Origin of the sequence: Cloacibacterium sp. Arc13 (assembly GCF_041431305.1) — a bacterium.
Classification (GTDB): Bacteria; Bacteroidota; Bacteroidia; order Flavobacteriales; family Weeksellaceae; genus Cloacibacterium; species Cloacibacterium caeni_B.
In genome coordinates, this window is record NZ_JASMRM010000018.1 from 43326 (window position 1) to 62983 (window position 19658).

At 35.9% G+C, this 19658-nt stretch carries 14 protein-coding genes; all 14 read left to right on the forward strand.

Features of this window, described 5'->3' with window-relative positions; all coding sequences use genetic code 11:
• Nucleotides 1-6 precede the first annotated feature (6 nt).
• The 14 genes from QO190_RS11880 (at nt 7) to QO190_RS11945 (ending at nt 19141) form a co-directional block, all read left to right on the forward strand.
• The gene (locus tag QO190_RS11880) at nt 7-351 is read left to right on the forward strand and encodes a tetratricopeptide repeat protein (protein ID WP_371463250.1); all 345 of its coding nucleotides are present in this window, start codon (nt 7-9) and stop codon (nt 349-351) included.
• A gap of 98 nt (nt 352-449) precedes the next feature.
• Nucleotides 450-1097, forward strand: coding sequence for a tetratricopeptide repeat protein (locus QO190_RS11885; RefSeq protein WP_371463252.1), 648 nt, complete (start codon nt 450-452; stop codon nt 1095-1097).
• Between the two features lie 42 nt (nt 1098-1139).
• Nucleotides 1140-2081 carry a hypothetical protein gene (locus tag QO190_RS11890; RefSeq protein ID WP_371463254.1) on the forward strand — a complete coding sequence of 314 codons (942 nt, stop codon included), beginning with the start codon at nt 1140-1142 and terminating at the stop codon, nt 2079-2081.
• A 389-nt stretch (nt 2082-2470) separates the two neighbouring features.
• Nucleotides 2471-3031 (forward strand): restriction endonuclease subunit S, encoded by a 561-nt coding sequence (locus tag QO190_RS11895; RefSeq protein WP_313101566.1) that lies wholly within the window; start codon nt 2471-2473, stop codon nt 3029-3031.
• A gap of 6 nt (nt 3032-3037) precedes the next feature.
• Nucleotides 3038-4570, forward strand: coding sequence for a type I restriction-modification system subunit M (locus tag QO190_RS11900; RefSeq protein WP_371463257.1), 1533 nt, complete (start codon nt 3038-3040; stop codon nt 4568-4570).
• Nucleotides 4567-5820: a nucleotidyltransferase gene (locus tag QO190_RS11905; protein WP_371463259.1), complete on the forward strand. Its 1254-nt coding sequence runs from the start codon at nt 4567-4569 to the stop codon at nt 5818-5820. Before QO190_RS11900 ends, QO190_RS11905 begins: the two co-directional genes overlap by 4 nt.
• Complete coding sequence (locus tag QO190_RS11910; RefSeq protein ID WP_371463261.1) at nt 5804-6229, forward strand: hypothetical protein; 426 nt, start codon at nt 5804-5806, stop codon at nt 6227-6229. The genes QO190_RS11905 and QO190_RS11910 overlap by 17 nt, the downstream gene beginning before the upstream one ends.
• Before the next feature lie 38 nt (nt 6230-6267).
• On the forward strand, nt 6268-7494 hold the full coding sequence (locus QO190_RS11915; RefSeq protein WP_371463263.1) for a restriction endonuclease subunit S: 1227 nt from the start codon (nt 6268-6270) through the stop codon (nt 7492-7494).
• Nucleotides 7491-8615 (forward strand): SAVED domain-containing protein, encoded by a 1125-nt coding sequence (locus tag QO190_RS11920; protein WP_371463265.1) that lies wholly within the window; start codon nt 7491-7493, stop codon nt 8613-8615. Before QO190_RS11915 ends, QO190_RS11920 begins: the two co-directional genes overlap by 4 nt.
• An 11-nt stretch (nt 8616-8626) precedes the next feature.
• Nucleotides 8627-10288, forward strand: a complete 1662-nt coding sequence (locus QO190_RS11925) for an ATP-binding protein (protein ID WP_371463267.1) — start codon at nt 8627-8629, stop codon at nt 10286-10288.
• Between the two features lie 201 nt (nt 10289-10489).
• Nucleotides 10490-13717, forward strand: coding sequence for a type I restriction endonuclease subunit R (locus QO190_RS11930; RefSeq protein ID WP_371463269.1), 3228 nt, complete (start codon nt 10490-10492; stop codon nt 13715-13717).
• A 5-nt stretch (nt 13718-13722) separates the two neighbouring features.
• Nucleotides 13723-14427: a M48 family metallopeptidase gene (locus tag QO190_RS11935; protein ID WP_371463271.1), complete on the forward strand. Its 705-nt coding sequence runs from the start codon at nt 13723-13725 to the stop codon at nt 14425-14427.
• A 21-nt stretch (nt 14428-14448) separates the two neighbouring features.
• Nucleotides 14449-17640, forward strand: a complete 3192-nt coding sequence (locus tag QO190_RS11940; RefSeq protein ID WP_371463272.1) for a helicase-related protein — start codon at nt 14449-14451, stop codon at nt 17638-17640.
• Nucleotides 17641-18715: 1075 nt separating this feature from the next.
• The gene (locus tag QO190_RS11945; RefSeq protein WP_371463274.1) at nt 18716-19141 is read left to right on the forward strand and encodes a hypothetical protein; all 426 of its coding nucleotides are present in this window, start codon (nt 18716-18718) and stop codon (nt 19139-19141) included.
• The last annotated feature ends 517 nt before the right edge of the window (nt 19142-19658 follow it).

The window sequence follows — 19658 nt, forward strand, 5'->3', positions numbered from 1 at the left end:
CTAACTATGTCATTATTCAAAAAATTATTTGGCTTCGATAAGAAAGAAAATACTAATACCAGAACTTTTAAAAATATGGAACGTGGTCTAAATAATGGCTACCTTCTGGATTATCAAATTGCAGAGTCAGCATATTTAGCCGGAGATCTTAATAAAGCGCTTTCTTATATTAATTCTACTATTCAAAAATCTGATATTTCAGATTGGCGGCATTATGCTTTCCGTGCAAATGTTTATGAGGATCAAAATTATTTCACCGAAGCTATAACTGATTATAATAAAGCAATAGAGCTTTCTAATTCTGAATTGTCTGTTTACCAACTTTATCATCAGATTGGCATCTGTTATTAAATCTTGGGAACAATAAAAAAGCAGAGGAATTTTACACCGCTGCAATTGATATAAAGAAAAAACATCCCAATTCTGAACTGAACCCTGATTTGGAAGGAATGATGGGAGGCGTCCTAATGGGGCTTCCATTTGAAAGACTTTACAATAACCGTGGTAATGCGAGGAAAAACTTAGGCAAACTGAATGAAGGTTTTGAAGACTGCAGGAAGGCACTTGAATACAACCCAAACTATTCAAATCCCTATTTATTGGCTGGTCAAATTCAGCAACAGGCAGGAAATATTACTGAAGCAGAAAGATTACTAAAAGAAGCGATTAGACTTGGTAATCCTAATGCTAAAAGAATTTTGGACGCACTACATTCTTCTGAACCTTCACTTCAAAAACCTAAAGCAAATACTGATCCCGGTTTAATTCTGCAACAAAGTATGCAAGCTTGCGATTCCGGTAATTATGACAAAGCTGTAAAGTTAGGCGAAGAGCTTTTGTATATTCACAAATTGCCAACCGGTTATTATGCACTAGGATTGGTATATGCTGTCTTGGAGAATTGGAATCTTGCCCAAAAAAACTGTCTTGAAGCATATAAATATTTCCCACAGGTTGCGGATAATATCAACAGGCTTGGCGTAGCTTGTTGTTATCTTGGAAATATTAATGAAGGTCTTTCTTATTTCAGAAAAGGTATTGAATTGGGAGATACGAATTGTAGACAAAATTTCCGCTATTGGAGTGCGAGGCTTTAACATTTTTGTGAAGTCACCTCATAATTTAATTCTAAAAACCGAATGACGAAAAAACAGCTCATAATCAAAGCATTTGAACAACTTGATGCAGGAATGTTAGATGTTCTGCTCAATGATGATATGTCTTATCAGGATGTTCCAAAGCAAACCTTCGTCAATAAACTGAAAGATTATTTTGAAAGAGCAAAAAGTGATGAGGAAATTAAACAGGATTTCAAAGCTTATGAAGGAAGATGTGATGGTTGTCAAAAAGGAAAAACAGGTTACTCTTTTGTGAATTCCCAAGGTGAATGCTATATGAGTTTAGTATTTGAGGAAAATGAAGATGATTTTTCAGATATTTACAAATGTGGGCAATTCAAAACAGATAATATTAAAATTCAAAATGATTGGGTAGGAATCTATTTTTATGAAGATGAAAAAACAAATTTTGTCCATTCTTGGGAAACGTTACAGGAAGAAAAAGAATGTTTGAGGGCTGTTGAAGAAATAGAAAATGAAATGTCAGTCAATGGAATCCTAAGTTCAAATTTTTATTTAAATTGGTTTGATAAATACAATCATTTAGACTCAATGAAAAGGATTTTCGATAAAAAATCTTATCAATATACAGTCAAAATAGGTAATTATTTATTTGCAGTGAGTTCAGCAGTTACGGCAGTAAAAAGAAATCAATTAGCTAAAAAGCTATTTTTGGAATTTACAAAATTTCCAGTGATAAACGAACAATCGATTAAAAATTGGCTCATAAGGACTGATTTTGAGTTTAGATATGCAAAATATGGCTTTGAAGAGAACTGTTATTTCAGAGAGGATTTTTATGAAGATAGGAATTTCAAGTATCAATTGAGTGAAGTTTATTATTATCACATCATTTGCGAGTTATTAAACAAATATTTTGAATGGATTCCCGAAGAAAATCCGTTAATTCCAAAAGACGAATTTGATACTGAATTTGATGATGACGAAGAATTTCCTTTCTAGTAGAAATAATTGCGAAGCATTCTGCTTCGCTTTTCTTTTGTTTGTTGGGTGTAAGGGTGTAACCATTTTTCGCCAAAACATTTTTTTTATTTTTTTTCTAAAAATTTTCTGATTAAAATAGCGTAATACGAAGAAAATTACACTTTGAACTTCTTTAATATGTAACTTTTTACTTCCAATGGAACATTATTTTTAAAATGAAAATTGTGGAAAAGTTTTTCATATAAAATTTGCTTACACCCTTACACCCCACTAATTTAGCGCAAACAAATACTTTATGTTTCCCTAAAAATTAAATTTTGTAATACTCTACAATTAAAAATATTTGCATAATTAATTTTTTATGCTTTACTTTGCATTACTTTGTAGAGTACTTACAATACTATTTTATGAAAAAAGTTAAACTAAATGAAGTCTGCTCAATTCAGTTCGGTTCTTATTTAAAGCCGTCTGCAGAAGGTTCTTTGCCATTTTTACAGGCAAAGAATTTTTCGGAAACCGGTACTTTGTTGGGCAATTTTGATGCTTTTGTTCCAGACAGAGAAAACACTCGCGCTTTTGCTTTGCAGGTGGGAGACATTCTCTTTGCAGGAAAAGGAAGCCGTTTTTTTGCTGCGGAATATGAAGAAAAATGGGGAGAAGTCATTCCTTCCTCATTATTTTATGTGCTTAAGGTGGATGAAAATAAAGTGTTGCCTGGCTTTCTGTCAGCAGTGCTGAACCTTTCAAAAAACATTGCCTATTTTCAGCAGGCTGGAGCCGGAAGTAATATTCCTTCATTGCGTAAAAAAGAACTGGCAGATTTTGAGATTGAAATTCCGCCTTTGGAAATACAGAAAAAAATTGTCGCGATGAAAAAACTGCACGATGAAGAAATGAAACTTGCCGACGCTATTAAAGATCAGAAAATACTATTATACCAAACCGCCATTAATAACATTTTAAAATAACTCATAATGCCTGAAAATAAAATTACCCAAAAAGAAATCAACAATATCGTTTGGAAAGCCTGCGATTCCCTGCGTCCTGTGATGGGAAGCGGTTCTTATAAGGATTATGTCCTGAGTTTACTCTTCGTGAAATACCTTTCTGATGTATGGAAAGATAAACAGGAGCAATACCGCCAAAAATATCCTGGCAACGAAGAAATGGTAAAAAGACAGTTGCAGCGCGAGCGTTTTCAGGTTCCGGAAATCAGCACCTTTGATTATCTTTTTGAAAACCGCAACGAAGCCAATGTGGGCGAAATTATAGATATGGGTTTGGCGGCGCTGGAAGATGCCAACCGCGCCAAACTGAATATGGTATTCCGTTCGGTTTCCTTTAATTCCGAAACGGCTTTTGGGCCTACCAAACAGCGTAACGCCATTTTGAAAAATCTATTGGTAGATTTTTCTAAACTGGATCTGCAGCCTTCGCATTTGGATGGCAATGATGTGATTGGCGATTCTTACGAATTCCTCATTTCTCTTTTTGCCGGTGAAGCAGGTAAAAAAGCGGGAGAATTCTACACTCCGGCGGAAGTGAGCACTTTGCTTGCGAAACTGGTAGATCCGCAACCGGGCAATCGTATTTCCGATCCTACTTGTGGCTCCGGTTCACTATTGATTAAAGTGGCCAAAGAAATTCCGGGGAAAAACTACTCGCTTTACGGACAGGAAAACAACGGAAGCACCTGGGCTTTGTGTAACATGAATATGTTTCTGCACGAGCAGGACAGCGCAACCATAAAATGGGGCGATACCATTAACAATCCTCTGCTTTTAGAAAATGATAACCTGATGAAGTTCAATATTGTGGTCGCAAATCCACCATTTTCTCTGGATAAATGGGGTGCCAATAATGCAGCGGCTGATGAATTCGGGCGTTTCCACCGTGGTGTTCCGCCAAAAAGTAAGGGCGATTACGCTTTTATCAGCCATATGATTGAAACCGCCAACGAAACCGACGGTCGTGTTGGCGTAATTGTTCCGCACGGGGTGTTGTTCCGTGGAAGCTCGGAAGGCAAAATCCGTAAGCAACTGATTGAGGAAAACCTGCTGGATGCGGTAATTGGTTTGCCGGCAAATCTGTTTTTTGGAACAGGAATTCCTGCGGCTATTCTCATTTTTGATAAAGCGAGAAGCGCTAACAAAGATGTGTTGTTTATTGATGCGAGCAAAGAATTTGAAAGCGGTAAAAACCAGAATGTTCTTCGCGAAAAGGATATTGAGCATATCGTTACCACTTACAAAAACTACAGAAACGGCGAACCTTTACAGCAGGAAAAAGGCGAAGTGCTGGAAGATAAATACGCATACCGTGCAACCATTGAAGATATTAAAGAAAACGACTTCAACCTGAATATCCCGCGCTATGTGGACACTTTTGAGGAAGAGGAAGAAGTGGACATTAAAACCGTGCACGACAATATCCAATCGCTGAAACAGCAATTAAGCGAAGTAGAAGCACAGATGGAAAAATATTTAACAGAATTAAAACTAATATGATGAATTTAACGAAAGAACAAAAAGAACAGTTTAGTGAAATTATTGATGAATTAGGAAAAAGTCTTGATATCACAGAGACTGAGTTTAATGCTGCGGTTAGCAGTTATAAAATGGTTGGAGAGTGGCTGTGTAAAGATGACTCCTTATTGAAACCTTTTAATCCCGAGATAAAACCTCAAGGCTCACTAATTATTGGAACTGCCGTTCGTCCTGTGGATCCAAAACTTGATATGGATTTGGATATTGTCTGCGAACTTGAAGACAAAGCGCCGTCTTGGGTTCAAAAAAACCTGAAAGAGATTGTTGGTGATCAGATAAAAAAACACAAAGGATTAGAAAATATTTGTGATGAAGAAAAGCGCAGATGTTGGACTCTGCTTTACCGTCAGAATTCTGCTTCACAAAGATACCATATGGATATTCTACCGTCTGTTTCTGCATATGATTGGGATCAGAAACTTCAACTATCACTTTCTGATATTACAAATATGGATAATGTGGAAGATCTTGCTATAAGAATTACTGATAATCAATTGCCTAATTATACAACAGAAACAAATATTTCAGGATGGTATTTAAGCAATCCTTTTGGATATGCAAAATGGTTTATGAACAAGGCTGTTCAGGTAAGAGGTCTCAGGGAAACTAAAATGTTTTCATTGAATGAGGCTGTTCAGCCAATGCCAAGTTATCAGACGAATAAATATCCGTTGCAGCGCGTTGTTCAAATTTTAAAACGGCACCGTGATATGATGTTCAGCGATGATGAAGAAAGACCAATTTCTGTAATTATTACAACTTTGGCTGCACACGCTTACCAAGGTGAAGCAAACGTTTTGGATGCTTTGGTGAATGTGGTAAATAGAATGCATTTGTATATAGAAGATAAAATAGACTTCAAGACTTTAAAAACTTATAAATTTATTGGTAATCCTGTTTTGAAAAATCAAGAAGAAAATTTTGCGGATAAATGGATTGAATGTCCAGCAAAACAGGCGAAATTTTACCAATGGCTTGAAAAGGTTAAACAGGATATTGCTGGAGCATCTACATCAAGAGGAACTGCTATTCAGGAATCATTAATTAAATCTTTTGGAGAAAGAGAGGTTAAAGAGGCCTTCAATAATATAGGTTCAAAAAGAAGATTGTTAACCGAACAAGGCAAAACAAGATTTGATACGAAATTAGGAATTATGAGTGCTGGTGCAACAATAGTAAAACCGCATACTTTTTATGGCGCAGAAGATTAAACAGATTGCTTTAATGGTTCAGGCAATGCATTTAAAGAAAATGTTTCCAGATTCACATGTTTTTACTAAAAAAGGAAACTCGATGGTTTGGAAGTATACACTGTCACCATCGCCGATGGGAGATTCTTATTTTGTGAAAATGATTTACAACTTGGGTGAAAAACCAAAGGTTTATGTTATAGAGCCCAAACCTTTAAAAAAAGCCGAAGGAAAAAATAGACTCGAACACGTTTATAATGATAAGGATCAACTTCTATGCTTGTATTATGGTAATGAATGGAATGCTAATATGCTTCTTTCGGAAACAATTGTTCCTTGGATTTATGATTGGCTTTTTCATTATGAAATTTGGGTTGTAGGAGGTGAGTGGACTGGAGGAGGGATACATCCTGGAAGATCCAAAATATAAGAACACTGCAAAGTGAAAATTTAGATTAAGAAATTTTAATGAATTTAATAGATGCTTTACCTATAGATTGGAAAATTGTTTTATTAAAAGAAATATGCAAAATAATAGTAAGTAACGTTGATAAGCATATTTTTGAAAATGAAATTCCTGTTAAAATTTGTAATTACACAGATGTATATTACAATAATTTTATTTTTTCAGAATTAAAGTTGTCTGACGGAACGGTCAAAAGTGAAGAACTACAGAAATATTCTTTAAGGAAAGGCGATGTAATAATTACTAAAGACTCGGAAGATAGAAAGGATATTGCAGTTCCAGCATTAGTGCTAGAAGAGATGGAAAATGTAGTGTGCGGATATCACCTAGCAATTTTACGACCATTTAGCAAGAAAATCGACTCAGGTTACTTATCTCAAATGATAAACTATGCGCCAATAAATCATCAGTTTCAAAAATTAGCAAATGGGATGACAAGATTTGGTTTAAATATTTGCTCTATCGAAAATGCAAAAATTCCAATTCCTGATTTAAATGAACAGCAGAAAATATCTGAAATATTAATGGGGTGTGATTTAAAAATAACCATTATTAATAATTTGGTTAATGAATTAAAAATCAGAAACAAAAATATTTCTAAAAACCTAATAAGCGGTAGAAAAAGAATTCAAGGCTTTAATAATGAGTGGAAGTTTATACCGCTTGAAAATTGTTTAAAGAATGAAATTAGGCTTGTAGAAAAACCTAAAGAACCGTTTCTTTCAATTGGAATCCGCAGCCACGGTAAAGGTATTTTCCATAAACCAAATTTTAATCCGGCAGATATTGCGATGGAGGAATTATATGAAGTTAAGGAAGATGATTTAATTGTCAATATAACATTTGCTTGGGAACAGGCAATTGCAATTGTTTCTAAAGAGGACGACGGAGGTTTGGTGTCGCACCGTTTTCCTACCTATATTTTTAAAAAGGAAAAGGCAATCCCAGAATTTTTTAGACATTTTATTTTACAGCCAAGGTTCAAATATCTGTTAGAATTGATTTCACCAGGTGGAGCAGGCAGAAACCGAGTAATGAGTAAAAAGGACTTTTTAAAATTGGAAGTTAAAATTCCTTCAGTGGAAGAACAGAAAGCGATTGCGGAGGTCTTAGATACTGCTAATTTGGAGTTAAAACTATATGAAGAAAAATTGAGATTACTTCAAGAACAAAAAAAAGGTTTGTTACAACAACTATTAACAGGTAAAACAAGAGTTATATTGAGATGAGTGTAAGTTATATTCCCGAAAAAACAAAAATTATTTTATGGGGTAAAAGTGCTGGAAGATGCCAGTTTAGAGGATGCAATCAAAAACTTTACCTTGATCCTTTGACAAAAACGGAGTTCAATACCTCATATATTGCACATATTGTGGCAGATTCTCCTCATGGTCCCCGTGGGTGTACTGAGCGGTCGGAAGCATTAAAGAGTGATATAAACAATTTGATGGTTTTGTGCGATGTTCACCATCGTTTGATTGATAAAGGTGATATTGTAGGTCACCCAGAAGAATTGCTTTTAGAAATGAAAGCAGAACACGAAGAACGAATCGGTATCGTTGGAGCGATCAGTCCTGATATGACAAGCCACATTGTGACTTACAGTGCAAATATTGGCGCTCATTCTCCTAATGTTCACTACAGCACCATTAGTAAGTCATTGCTTCCTAAATTTTATCCAGCGCAGGATTCTTCAATTAATCTAGGCGTTGTAAGTTCATTGAATAAGGACTCCGATCCTGATTTTTGGATAACAGAAACAAAATCTTTGCAGCAAAAGTTCGACAGATTATTATTTCCTAAAATTAATGATAATGAAATAAAACAGATTTCATTATTTGCGTTTGCTCCAATACCGCTCTTGATTTATCTGGGAACGTTACTTAACGATATTACTTCTGTTGATGTTCATCAGAAACTTAGAAATCCCGATACTTGGTCTTTTCAAGATGATATTCAAACTGAATATCATTTTGTAGCAGATGAAGTAAAAACAAATGTTGCGTTAAAAATTGAATTAAGCGATGATATTGTTGATTCCAGAATTGCATCTGTATTAGGTAATGACACTTCTATTTACAGTATTAGAATTGACAACCCAAATAACGATTTTGTAAAAAGTAGAAAACAAATCCAAGATTTTGGCGAAAAAATGAAAGAAGCATTTCGTGAAATAAAAAGAATTCACGGTCAGGATGCAGTTTTAAATATTTTCCCTTCAATGCCCATTTCATTGGCGGTTCAGTTAGGGAGAGTTTGGATGCCCAAAGCGGATTTAAGTATGAAAATTTTTGATCAGAATAAAGAATTGGGTGGATTTGTCGAAGCAATAGACATTTCACACTCTTAAATTTCAAAACTATGACACCAAAACAACTACAGGTTACTTTAAACAATCTTCGCAGTCTTTCTGCGGAAAATGAAGTGGTAGAATTCAAGGAAGCCAAAAACACCTACGATTTTACCAAACTGGGGAAATATTTTTCGGCTTTAAGCAACGAAGCCAATCTTTGCGGCAAACCCAATGCCTGGCTTATTTTCGGTGTGGAAGATAAAAAACACACCATTGTAGGTTCGCAGTTCCGCCCGAATAGAAAAGACCTGGACAGTCTGAAAGGTGAAATAGCCAACAAAACCACCAACCGCATTTCTTTTATAGAAATCTATGAACTTCCGGAACCGGAAGGTCGTGTGGTAATGTTCAAAATTCCTGCTGCACCCAAAGGAATTCCGGTAAGTTTTGACGGTCATTATTATGCAAGAGATGGTGAAGAACTGGTGCCTCTTAATTTGGAGAAAATTGAAAGAATCCGTGCACAGGCAACCACAGAAGACTGGAGCATTGCAATTATTCCTGATGCTGCTTTTGAAGATTTGGACCAGGATGCTATTGATCTGGCAAGAAAAAACTACAAAAGTAAATTCCCGGAGAAAGCAGCAGAAGTGGACACTTGGGATGACGTCAGATTCCTGAACAAGGCCAAGGTTACCATTAAGGGTAAAATTACAAGAACGGCACTCATTCTTTTAGGTAAAGACGAATCCGAACATTTTCTGAATCCTGCCGAAGTAAAAATCCGCTGGAAGTTGGTAGATGAAAACAATAGCGATATTGATTATGAGATTTTCGGTTTGCCGCTCATTCTTTCTGTAGAAAAGGTTTTTGCGAAGATTAGAAATATCAAATACCGCTATATGAAGGAAGGAACGATCTTTCCGGATGAAGTGGCAAAATACGAACCTTTCTCAATTCGTGAAGCCATAAACAACTGTATTGCGCACCAGGATTACACCAAAGGAGCCAGAATTAATGTGATAGAAATGGAAGATCAGTTGGTGTTTACCAATCACGGCACTTTCATTCCCGGAAGTGTGGAAAAAGTAGTAATTGAGGATGCACCGGAAGAATTCTACCGAAATAAATTTTTGGCTACAGCAATGTTCAACCTGAAAATGGTGGATACAGCCGGCGGCGGAATAAAGAAAATTTTCAACTTCCAGCGTGCAAGATATTTCCCGATGCCCGATTATGATCTATCGGAAGAGAAAGTAAAAATGTCCATTTCCGGAAAAATTCTGGATATGGATTATGCGCGTTTATTGGCACAGAACAAAGACCTGTCCCTGGAAGAAATTATGATGCTGGATAAAGTGCAGAAAAAAAATCCTTTAACCGCCTTCGAAGAAAAACACCTGAAAAGCAAAAAATTGATAGAAGGCAGAAAACCGAACTATTTTATCGGTCTGAAGGTAGCACAAAATACCGGTCAGAAAGCAGAATATTCTAAGAATAAAGGGTTTGATAAGAAGTACTATCTAGATTTAATTGTTAAATCAATAAAGGAGCACAAGGAACTGACAAGGAGTGATGTGGATGCATTGTTGTGGAACAAATTACCAGAATGGATGGAGGAACAACAGAAGAAGAATAAGATTGGGAACTTGTTGTCAGAACTGAGGATTAAAGAAATTATTGAAAACAAAGGAACTTTTGGTAATCCGAAATGGTCTCTTAAAAAGTAAATTTTAAGAGAGATCTTAAGAGAGATTTTAAGAGAGTTTAAGAGAGAATTTATTAGAGGAAGTAATGTAACGTGTTGTTTTATAAGGGATTATTGCTCTGTTAAATTATAAATATATTAATTGAAATGTGCTAGAGTTTTGTTAGACTTCTCTTAGAGCAATTGTTAAACGACAAAATAGTAAATAGATAAAATAATAAAGATGTCCACACCGTCATACATTGAAGATCATATTAGCCAGATTCCCGCTTTGCAGTTGCTGATGAAAATGGGATATACTTACATTTCGCCGGATGAAGCAATGGTTTTGCGTGGCGAAAGAACCGGCAATGTATTGCTGGAACCTATTCTGCGTGATCAGTTGCAAAAAATCAACAGTATTGAGTATAAGGAAAAGACTTTTGAATTTTCAGATGCCAATATATCTTTAGCCATAAACGAATTAAGGGATTTGCCTATTCAGGATGGATATATCAGTGCCAATGAAGCATTTTATGATTTAATCACATTAGGGAAAAGTTTGGAGCAAAATGTTTTGGGCGACAAAAAAAGCTTTTCCTTTAAGTATATTGACTGGAAGAACCCCGAAAATAATGCCTACCACATTACCGAAGAATATTCCGTGTTGCGTTCCGGCAGAAATGACCATTACCGTCCGGATATTGTCCTGTTTGTGAATGGTATTCCAATGGTGGTGATTGAATGTAAATCACCGGCAATTAAAAAACCTTTGGAAGAGGCAGTTTCCCAGCATATGCGCAATCAGCAGGAAGACGGTATTCGCGATTTATACCTTTATTCCAATGTGCTGATGTCATTGGCGGTAAACGAAGCAAGTTACGCAACTACAGGAAGTTCCAAAGAATTCTGGAATGTCTGGAAAGAAATTTTCCGAACAAAAGATCAGGGTGTGGCTTATGCTGATGCTTTGAAGTTACTTAAGAACAGTCCAATTCCTGAAGACGAAAGAACACAAATTTTTAAACAAAGATATTTCAGCGTTCTGCAACACTTTAACAACCTAGAGCAGGAAGATATTTTGGTAACGGAACAGGACAAGTTATTGTTCAGTTTATGTCAGAAAAACCGTCTTTTAGACCTTATTTTTAATTTCATTGTGTATGATGACGGTATTAAGAAAATCAGCCGCTATCAACAATTTTTCGCTATTAAAGAAACTTTGAAAAAAATCAGTGTACAGGACGCTTCCGGAAAAAGAACGGGCGGTGTAATATGGCACACTCAAGGAAGCGGAAAATCACTGACAATGGTAATGTTGGCACAGTTGATAGCGTCTTTAAAATCAGTAAAAAATCACAAGATTATTTTGGTTACAGACCGTATTGATTTGGATGATCAGATTACCAAAACATTCCAAAAATGCCAGGTTCCGGTGGAAAATGCTCAAACAGGAAAACATTTGGTAGAATTATTAAAAGATCCTTCTGATGCGGTCATTACGACGATTATCAACAAGTTTGAAGCGGCAGTTCGCCAGCAGAAGGAGGGATTTCCATCTTCTGAAATTTTCGTACTGATAGACGAAGGTCACAGAAGTCAGTATGGAACTTTCAATGTAAAAATGCAAAAGACATTTCCGAATGCCTGCTTTATTGCCTTTACCGGGACACCTTTAATGAAAAAGGAGAAAAGCACTGCAAGTAAATTTGGAGGAATTATCGGCGATCCATACACCATAATGGATGCGGTGGAAGATAAGGCGGTTGTTCCGATTCTGTACGAAGGCCGTCATAATCTGATCGAAGTCAACGAAAAACCACTGGACACTTTTTTTGATAAAGTTTCCGAACCTTTAACGCCTTATGGTAAGGCAAAATTGAAAAAGAAATACAGCACCACAAGCCAGTTGAATAAGGCTGATCAGGTAATTTATGCTCGTGCCTGGGATATTTCGGACCATTTTGTTTCTAATTTTCAGAATACAGGTTTTAAAGGAATGTTGGTTGCACCCAATAAGACCAGCGCAATAAGATACCGAGAATACTTAAAGGAAATAGGAAAAGTTTCCTGCGAAGTTTTGATTTCTCCTGATGATACACGAGAAGGAAATGATGACGCCTACGAGGAAAAGGAAGAGGTGGTGAAAAAGTTCTACAAATCTATGATGGATAAATATGGAACATCTCAGAAATATGAAAAAGCCATAATTAATTCATTTAAAAAGAAAGAAACTCCGGAAATCATTATTGTAGTGGATAAATTGTTGACAGGTTTTGATGCACCAGTGGCTCAGGTTCTGTATCTAACCAGAGGTCTAAAAGAGCACACTCTATTACAGGCAATTGCAAGAGTAAATCGTGTGGCTCCCGGTAAAGATTATGGCTATATCATTGATTATTTTGGCAATCTTGAAAACCTGGACAGTGCTTTAAATACCTACAGTGGTTTGGAAGGGTTTGATGAAGAAGAACTGGAGGGGACACTGATTAATATTCAGAAAGAAATTGCAAAACTTCCTCAGGCACATTCAGACCTATGGGATTTATTTAAGACCATTAAAAACAAATACGATGTAGAAGCCTATTCTACATTATTGGGTGATGAAAGCATTCGCCACAGTTTTTATGAAAAGTTGTCCTTCTTTGTTCGTTTGTTCAAAATGGCGATGTCCACAGTGGAATTCAACGATGTATCTAATGAAAAACTGATAGACCGTTACAAAAAAGACGCTCATTTCTTCTTGAGATTAAGAGTAGATGTTACCAGAAGATATTATGATGATATCGACTATAGAGAATACGAACCACAGGTGCAGAAACTTATTGACAAGCATATAACAACGGAAGGCGATGTATTGAAAATCACAGAGCTAGTAAATATTTTTGATAAAGAGGAGCGTGAATCGGAAGTAGAAAAAATTATAGGAAAGGCTGCGAAAGCAGACCATATAGCGTCGAGAACAATTAGTGCAATAAACGTGAAGATGAATGATGATTCTGTTTTTTACAAAAAATTGTCTGAACTAATAAGAGAAGCAATTGAAGATTACCGTCAGCACCGTATTGACGAAGCAGAATATCTGAATAAAGTAAAAGACTATGAAAATCAGTTTTTAACCGGCAAACAGTTAGGAATTCCTGAGGTTCTGGAACATAAGCCTGTAGCAACCGCGTATTATAATGTGTTGGATGTGGTTGCTAAAGAAGTTTTTGAAAATTTGGAAAATCATAAGGATGTTGAAGCAGATTTGGCAGTAGAACTTGAAGCAGAAATTAAAGAAGTTATATACGAGGATGATGCACTAATCGTAGACTGGCAGACCAATACCGAACTGGAGAATGAATTAAAAATCAAATTGGATGATTTTCTTTTCGAATCCCAACAAAGGTACGATCTTTCAATTTCTTTTGATAAGATGGATGAAATCATAGAAGAAGTAATCAAAATCGCTAAAAACAGATACAAATAAAGGAAATGCAGGTGATGACGGTGGATTATGGTAAAATTGAAATAAACTTTAATCTGGAGTTTGCTGATAGAAAAACTTTGGGTATAAAGGTGTATCCTGATGCGTCAGTAAAAGTTATTGCTCCTTTGGAAACGAAAAAAGAAGAAGTTGTTGAAAAAGTCAAATCAAAGGCAAAATGGATACTGAAACAGCAGAAAAAATATGAAAGTTTTCAGCCAGGCATTCCAGCAAGAATCTATAAAAATGGTGAAACACACTTATACCTTGGAAGGCAATATCTCTTAAAAATTGAAAAAGCAGATGTAGTTGCTGTAAAACTTTATCGTGGAAAAATGATGGTGTACACCCCGAAAACGAGTTCAGAAACTGTTGAAAAAATAGTAAAAAACTGGTATCGTGAGAAAGCCATATCTTTATTTGACATCGTCTTAGAAAATAAACTGCCGTTATTAAGTAAATATGAAATAATCAAACCGGAAATTGTAGTAAGGTGGATGGAAAAGCGTTGGGGAAGTTGCACAAGGAACGGAAAAATAACTCTTAATCCGGAAATGATTAAAGCACCGAAAGCCTGTATTGAATATGTGATGGTACACGAACTTTGTCATTTGGTACATCACAATCACACCCGTGATTTCTATGATCTGCAGTCCCGTATGTTCCCAGATTGGCAAAAATGGAAAGACAAACTGGAAAAAACTTTAGCATAAATTTGAAAAATAAATTTTACAATGAAAACTAACTTTGTTGATTCGCACATTTCGAACTACCTAAAAAGTGTCTCGCAAAAAAATTCAATCATCGTGATCAAGGGCATTTCTCTTGAATTGATTTCTCAAGAATTACTTCAAAACTTTTTTGAAAAAGCCATCATTATAAATAAAAAAATTGATGAATTGCAGCTTTTTGATAAAGAAACGCGCAAAAACTTTAAGAAGACTTTAGTTGGTGGATTTGAAAAACCAGTTTTTATGTCGTATGATGTTTTTCTTTATCTGTCAAATATTTTAAAAGATGATGACTTAGTTGAGAGTTCTTTCACAATTCTGGATTTTTCTGTTTTTTCCTATCAAAAAAGTAATTTCACACATTTTTATTTAGATATTGAGGATCTTTCAGAGGCTGGTGAATCCTTTGATATTATGATTTACAAGAGAATAATAGCAAACTCCGTAATTGTAGAGGATACCTGTTTTGTCCAATATATCGAACTTGATTCAGAATTACAAAAGAAAACAAGTGTTGAAAAAGTGTTTCAATATGACATTTTTAATTTTGAAGGAATTGAAATTTTAAATGAAAATAATCTTTTAGATTCAGATTTTGTTTACAATTATGAAGATAGAAATTATTTGCAATTAGTTGATTTAGCGATTAGTAACCAAATCCAGAATCTTAGAATAGTAATTGATAATGAAACTATACAGGATGAGTCTTCTCGTATAGAGTTTCAGAAATTGAGTTCATTTTTAGTTAATTGTGATATTAGTTTTAATGTTGTAAAACTTCAACATAATTTACAAAAAACTACACGTCCTGAGTTAATTGATTTATTAGGGGAATATTGGAAAAGGCCAGGTGTTGAAGCAAAGTTTAATCAATTAAAAGTGTATGTTGATCCAGATATATCAAAAGAAATAATTGAAATTAGCCAAGGAGATGTTGTTGAAAATATTATTCAGCAATTTGAAAATGGTTTAAATAATGAAAGAACCGTTCGTGATATTTTTCTTACTGCACCTACTGGTGCAGGTAAATCGCTTCTCTTTCAGATGCCAGCAATGTACATTGGCCAAAAATATGATGCTTTAAGCATAGTTGTTTCTCCGTTAAAAGCATTGATGGTTGATCAAGTCAAACAGTTGAAGGAAATTAAGGGGTATAAAAAAGTTGCTTATATTAATTCGGATATTACTGTTATTCAGCGTGAAGATATAATTAATGATATTAGCAACGGAGAGATTGATATCTTATATATGGCACCTGAACTTTTACTTTCATATGATATATCGTATTTTCTAAACGGAAGAAGGTTGGGACTGTATATTGTAGATGAAGCTCATACTGTTTCCACGTGGGGAAGAGATTTCAGAATTGATTATTGGTATTTGGGATATCACATAAACAGAGTACGCAAATATGCCTTGAACATAGAAGGAGAAAAGATGAAGTTCCCAGTAGTTGCAGTTACTGCGACCGCACCATATGGGAGTATTCATGATGTTGCCTTTGAAACGATGAGTAGTCTTCAAATGAATGCCCCAATAAAATATATAGGTTATGCAAAAAGGCATGATATAATTTTTGCTATCAATCATGTTAATATTGACGGAAACTTGCAAACACAAAAAATCAATATGACAGTTGATAGAATAAGAGAGTTTGAGAATTCAGCAAAAAAGACAATAATATATTGTCCTTTCACAACACAAGTTAACGCAATAAGTATTCAGGCAAGAAATGAAAATCTAAATGTTTATTCCTATAGTGGTAACATGGATGTTGCAGATCAAAAAGAGTCTTATGAACACTTTCGAGATGAACAAATTGTAACAATGGCGGCGACTAAAGCTTTCGGTATGGGTGTTGACATTGATGATGTTTCATGTGTATATCATTTAGCACCTACAGGACTTTTGACTGATTATATACAGGAGATTGGAAGAGCAGCTCGGAAAGAAAATGTTGTTGGAACTGCTGCGGTAGATTATAGCACAAGAGATTTTCAATTTATAAATCAACTTCATGGGTTGGGCAGGATGCATAATTGGCAGTTAAAAGAAGTAATGAGAAGGCTGGTAAGATTATATAATGACACTGGACAGCAAAACCACCTATTAAATGCTGAAGATTTTTCTCATGTTTTTGGTAATACTTCTCCCGAACAGATTCAAAATGAAGTAAAAAAAGCTTTATTGTTATTGGAAAAAGATTTAAACAGGAAATTTAGCAGGATTCCAGTTATAATTGCAAGACCTAAAAATATGTTTTCAACTGTTTTCGCAAGTATTAGCAATCAAGATTATGTAGAGTTTCTACGTAGATATGGAAGTCTTAATATATCACAGATTCGTTATCCTAGAATAGAACACTTAGATAGAATTATCATTAAAATTGAGTTAGACAAAATTTGGGAAGAATATTTTCGTGATAAATCATTTGGCATCGTTAAAAGAGAATTCTACAATGAAAGTTTATTTGAAGGACTACAAGTGATGCCGAAACTAAGAATAACATTAGAAATAGAAAATGATGTATTGGATACTTTACGAACAATAAATAGTTCTTTTGAAAAAATTGAGTTTGCTCTAATATCCTTACAAGGTACTTTTTTTTCAAAAGGTCAATTTGCACTACAGCTAATAAATGAAGGTATGAATGTGGAGACAGCAAAAAGAATGTCTGACCTTCTCTTACCAATTTTTAGTCAACAAGAGGATTATGCAAATCTTTTGGCAAATGATGTTAGGGCAAACTCAAATTTTCTGCAAAGTAGGAGAATGACTGGCGAACTAGAAAATAAATACCGTTTGGTGGATGCGGCACTTGGTGTTTTACGTACAAATATGCGAAGAACGATTAATGCTTTATTCTCAAATGGTAGAAAAACAGCACATATGTTTGTTTCATCTTCGTCTGCAGAAAAAAAATTGTACGTCAAAATTGGACAGTTGCTAGATATTTTAGAATTAGGTCAATACCAAGTTACCGGCGGCGAGAATCCAAGGATGTTTGTGAGGATTAATGATCCGTTCAGGCTGCGAACTGAGGCTTTTTCAAATTACGAAAATCAGTTAGTTAATGACGTGCATAATCGTCATTATACTGGTGTAGATTTGATGAAAAGGTTCTTTGAAAGCGACATGACTTCAGATCAACGATGGGATTTTATTGAAAATTTCTTGTTGGGAAGAGAAGTGTAGTTTTTTTTGTCTGCTCTGCCACAGCAAGTTACATAATCGAAATTATACGCACTTGCCAACCGCTACAACGTTGCCCTCCAGTCCGCAGGCTCCCTTACGTGCAAACCAGCATCATATGTGCCTATAATTTGAGATTATGTAAAATGCTTTCCTTGCAACGGGCACAGCCCTTTTGCTCCAACTCCCTCCAGCCGCCAGTGCAGTTATAATTTACACGGTCAGTTCCCTAATTCACAACCTACAATATCCCCTCCACCCTTTCAAGGATGCAGTAAAATGGTGCAGAGAGTTTCGGGATTTATCCAGTTCCTTCAGCCACTGTATTGCTTTTTTTCAGCGGAAAAGTTTAGTGGCAATACAGTCGCTTCCGTCACCGCGCACAGTAGTATTACAGGCGGAAGAAAATTGCTTCATCCATTCCAATATTCTCAGCATACACCAAAAACACTTGAGTTTCATAGGCAAAGGTTTGTAGTGTGTTTGTGGCGCGTGCTGAAAATTCCTAAGCAAAGCATTTTCTTTCCGCCCTCCATACCACTGTCTTTACAGCCGCTTTTTCAGGCAGTTATCCAAATAAAGATTTTCGGTGGGTGAGCCTGTAGAACCCCACCATTTTCCTGCGATTCTGTTTCCCCGTTTTGCCATCGCTTTTCCAAGTTCCTCCAGTATATAGCCGTCATTCACTTTACAGATTCTGAAGAACCGTTTTTCTCTGCCGTCTATACACTTCCGTCACAGCGCACAGCAGTATGTCGTCAGTCCAAGTATTCCTGTCGCCATACCGCTGTCTTTTCCATTTCTTCCCACCGCTTTGATTGCACCTCAATCGAAGATCAGGCACCAAGAAAAAATAAAAAAAAAGAAAGTAAAGTTCTGTTGTCAGGAAAATGCGCTGACAATATCACGCCGTAAACGGTTTTTCAGAAAAAGTTTTGTGGCGCTAAAATTTAGCCCCAAAATTTTTCTGAAAAAATATTGCATCGCATTTTCCTTCCACACGGTCAGAGCACTTTCTTTTTTTCTTTTTTTTCTTTTGAAAAATTTTCAGCGGAGCAAAATTTTTTAAACCAAAATTATGCTTACACACAAAGTTCGCACGTACTCAGTGCACAGTCCAGCCCCGAAAACGGCTCTTTACATCCTTTCAAGAGGAAGAAACGCAGGAAAACCAATGCTCCAACCCTGCCCGAACTGCCACATCATTTACGTTACCAATACGGAAGAACTCGAAACCTACTATTGGACATTTTACGCCTTTTGGAAGCATGGCTTTTTCCACCCGCACCTTTGCGGCTCGGTCATCGAAATGCTTCGCCTCTGCGACTTGAAAACCCTGATGCGGAATTTCATCCAACCTGCCTTTGAAAAGTCCCGCAAAACCCCCGAAATGGTCAATAAAATCAAAGCCACATGGGAACTGGAGCAAAAAATTGAAAAACAGGCAGCAGCTCTTAAAGAATTGCGCCACTCATTAGTCCGCCGTTACTACCTTTCCGTTTAACCTCAAAAAACTTCCTTCAGGAAGTTTTTTTTTGATCCAGCCTGAAAACCAAACATGCTTAAAAAAAATTTCGGCTGACGCTTCCTCCTCCGCTTCGTTTCGTATGCTCACCGCTACAAACATACCGCTTTAAGGGCTCTTTCCCCGACTTTCCCAAATCTTCCGCACTGTCTTAAATCTTTCCGACTTGATTAACCCTTATTTAATGAATAAGAGCAGGATAAAGCATACATATTTCGCCCCTTTATAAGAAACGGTGCAAACCGATGAAAGCAAATAGTAAAGCCGGTCTTTTGAACCGGCCTGAATGATTTTCGTTGAAGATAAACGCCTGATAAACGCTATTTGTCTAATTCGCCAGGTGAATTCCCTGAGGAATTTCCGCCCGATTTTCGGGTTTTTTCGCCATACTCTTCAGAACTGATTGCAGTCTGACTGACTGTCACGTCCTAAAAAAAGTTTACACTTTTTATATTAATACTAAAATTCGTTTACAGTTCAAATATAATTCTAAAAT

Coding starts and splice junctions, on each gene's coding strand:
- QO190_RS11880 (WP_371463250.1), top strand. CDS start 7: ATGTCATTATTCAAAAAATTATTTGGCTTCGATAAGAAAGAAAATACT.
- QO190_RS11885 (WP_371463252.1), top strand. CDS start 450: ATGATGGGAGGCGTCCTAATGGGGCTTCCATTTGAAAGACTTTACAAT.
- QO190_RS11890 (WP_371463254.1), top strand. CDS start 1,140: ATGACGAAAAAACAGCTCATAATCAAAGCATTTGAACAACTTGATGCA.
- QO190_RS11895 (WP_313101566.1), top strand. CDS start 2,471: ATGAAAAAAGTTAAACTAAATGAAGTCTGCTCAATTCAGTTCGGTTCT.
- QO190_RS11900 (WP_371463257.1), top strand. CDS start 3,038: ATGCCTGAAAATAAAATTACCCAAAAAGAAATCAACAATATCGTTTGG.
- QO190_RS11905 (WP_371463259.1), top strand. CDS start 4,567: ATGATGAATTTAACGAAAGAACAAAAAGAACAGTTTAGTGAAATTATT.
- QO190_RS11910 (WP_371463261.1), top strand. CDS start 5,804: ATGGCGCAGAAGATTAAACAGATTGCTTTAATGGTTCAGGCAATGCAT.
- QO190_RS11915 (WP_371463263.1), top strand. CDS start 6,268: ATGAATTTAATAGATGCTTTACCTATAGATTGGAAAATTGTTTTATTA.
- QO190_RS11920 (WP_371463265.1), top strand. CDS start 7,491: ATGAGTGTAAGTTATATTCCCGAAAAAACAAAAATTATTTTATGGGGT.
- QO190_RS11925 (WP_371463267.1), top strand. CDS start 8,627: ATGACACCAAAACAACTACAGGTTACTTTAAACAATCTTCGCAGTCTT.
- QO190_RS11930 (WP_371463269.1), top strand. CDS start 10,490: ATGTCCACACCGTCATACATTGAAGATCATATTAGCCAGATTCCCGCT.
- QO190_RS11935 (WP_371463271.1), top strand. CDS start 13,723: ATGCAGGTGATGACGGTGGATTATGGTAAAATTGAAATAAACTTTAAT.
- QO190_RS11940 (WP_371463272.1), top strand. CDS start 14,449: ATGAAAACTAACTTTGTTGATTCGCACATTTCGAACTACCTAAAAAGT.
- QO190_RS11945 (WP_371463274.1), top strand. CDS start 18,716: ATGCTTACACACAAAGTTCGCACGTACTCAGTGCACAGTCCAGCCCCG.